Here is a 2,515-nt window from a genome sequence, read left to right on the forward strand (position 1 = left end):
CAGCTTACCTAAAAGCATTTAAAAGCTTTAAAATAATTAAAAGCCCAGGGAATGAAAAATTGCCCTTGGTTTTCGCTACGCTCAAACTCTATTGAACTTCGCTTTCGCTCAGTTCGTAGGGGCAATTTTTGGCTCAGAATTTCGTGACTTTTAAAAAAAGCAAAAGCAACTCGGAATTCGCTTCGCTCATAGAGCTTTTTCACTCGCTTCGCTCGACATAAAGTCACCGTAATCAGTTCGCACCCATTCGGGATGCTCTGATTCTGAGTTCTTGATACACAGGGGAGCCTGTAATCAGGGAAAAACAGGTGAAAAAATTTAGATCCCTGTAGTTCGCTCGTAGACACTCGCTAAATGCTCTCATTTGCGATTTAAGAGTTTTTTCTTAACTCAACTATAAATCTACTGTGGTTTAGCAAAACATCGCTAAAAACCCTATTTTTTTGCGTTTAAACAGCATTCACCAAGGTCGGTAATCGTTGTTATTTTCATTTTCTGGTTTTTTAGGCTCATTTTTCTGCTGTTTTTCCAATTCTTGGCGTTTTAAAAATGCCAAATGTTCTCGTTCGCGTCTTTCTTGTTCATAGCGTTGTTCTTTTTGCTCTCGTTCTTTACGTAATTGCTCTCTAAATTCACTTTCTCTGCGATCATTTTCAATTCTTCGTTGGCGATCTACTTCCGCTTGGCGTACTTGCTGCATTCTTTCTTGTTCAATTTTGAGATCATCTGCCCGTTTTGCTTTAAGGAGGGGACTCATATCATCATTAAAATCATGTAGGGTATCGAATGAATGAACGTACTCTCGTTTTAGCTTCTGCCAAAACGAGGGTTTTATCGTTGGTCGTTCAATCCCATTATTTTCCAGTATCTCTGAGCATTGGCCTAAGCGTTGGACAACATTCTCAATATCGTATTCTTTAGCAAGTTGTTCGACCTCGGTTGCGTATTCTCTCCAGTTCTCATTTTTTGCCTGTTCTACTGATTTTTCAGTCGCATAAAAATCAGGTTTTTTTATATCTCTGTAAGTATGATGATAAGAGTCATAAAACAAATTATTGGTATGTAGGTAAAAATCGCTTTTGTTTTCTGCTAACCATCGTTTTGTCTTGGTGAGATTTGATTCAATCTGCTTTTGATTATCAGCAGCATTGCTTTGAATGGTGTAAAACTGATTGGCAAATTCTGCATAAATATCTTGGCACCGGATGAAGTCATCATATGCGTTGTCGATCTGTTGAACCTGTTGTTCTTGCAGGCGTTCTTCTTCTAGGTTGAGATTTACTAATTCTGCTAAAAGCTCTTTTTCTTCTGCTTCGGTTAACTGAAGTTCGTTTTCCAGCTGGGTAATCTGATCTTCTAATCGACTTGGAACAATAATTTCTTGATCAAGGCCCTTGATGATCTGTTGGTATTCTCGTGCAGCATCTAAATTTTTGGCTTTGATTGCATCATTTTCAAGTGCAATTCTTGGTAGCACAATTTCAGTGTTACGTTCTTCAAGCGGTCTTTTTTGTTCCTCATCATATTGTCTGCGAAGTGCTGTAGCTTCATGCCCTTCATGATGAGTGGGTTCAAGAAAGTCTAAGCCCTGATCCTTGTAACTCCGGTGGTCGATGCGTTCGTCTAGTCCGGCATTTTCCAATACTGTGTTTACAACATTGGCAAAAGTTGCTCGGCTGTCCTTCAGGATCTCGGGACCATGGTCGTTGAAGATTCTTTGTTTCTTTCCTAATTCGCCTTTTTCATTGATGAGTCTGGTCGTGAACATCATGTGTACGTGATAGTTTTTATTATTGGTTTCATCGTTATGTTCATGTGGTGCATGGATGCAGGCATCGACAATAACATTGTGCTTGTTCACAAAGTCTCGGCAAAAGTCATCAACGATTTTTATGCGTTCTGCATCTGTTAATTCATGTGGTAAAGCACAGATATATTCTTTGGCGAGTCGTGCATTGGCTTTCATTGAGCCATTGGCATTGAATTCTTTTTTTTCTACTGTATTCCAAAGTGTTTGACGGTCTAAAAGTTTTGTATTGGTATGTTCTGGTGCATAAATATTTTTGTATGCAAGTCCCTTTTTTTTAGTGTAGTCCTGAGTCTTTCCAAAAGTCAGATCCTCTAATTTTTCACAGGCACGATAAGCAGCACAAGCAACGGCTGAACGTCCGTCACTTCGTGAGATGTTGCTTTCATTCAAATGAAAAATTGCCACTTTAAAAACCTAAATTTCTGCATACCGTGGTTTTGATTTTTGCAACTTTGAAAAAGTTGCTGACCATGCTAAAGCGAGGTCATGGGGTACAGGGGTTTCCCCTGTCGCAACGTCCACTTTTGAATGAAATGATAAAAGTGGGTAAGTGCGCCCTTCATTTCATTCCGGGAAAACTCCGCTTCGCTACGTTTGATATTGCTCGCTTTGTTTTTTGACTCTATGATGATGTTTGATTATTGATCATCACGGTTTAATACTATGTCAGATATTCAAGAAAAGAACGATGCAGTTTTAAAGAAG

The 2,515-nt window shown here is 39.0% G+C and carries 1 protein-coding gene; it reads right to left on the reverse strand.

What is annotated here, in order from left to right:
• Positions 1-460 precede the first annotated feature (460 nt).
• Complete coding sequence (mobQ, locus tag FTV41_RS14330) at positions 461-2,215, reverse strand: MobQ family relaxase (RefSeq protein WP_373682964.1); 1,755 nt, start codon at positions 2,213-2,215, stop codon at positions 461-463.
• Positions 2,216-2,515: the final 300 nt, after the last annotated feature.

This window comes from Acinetobacter sp. YH16051, from assembly GCF_013417135.1.
Lineage (GTDB): Bacteria > Pseudomonadota > Gammaproteobacteria > Pseudomonadales > Moraxellaceae > Acinetobacter > Acinetobacter towneri.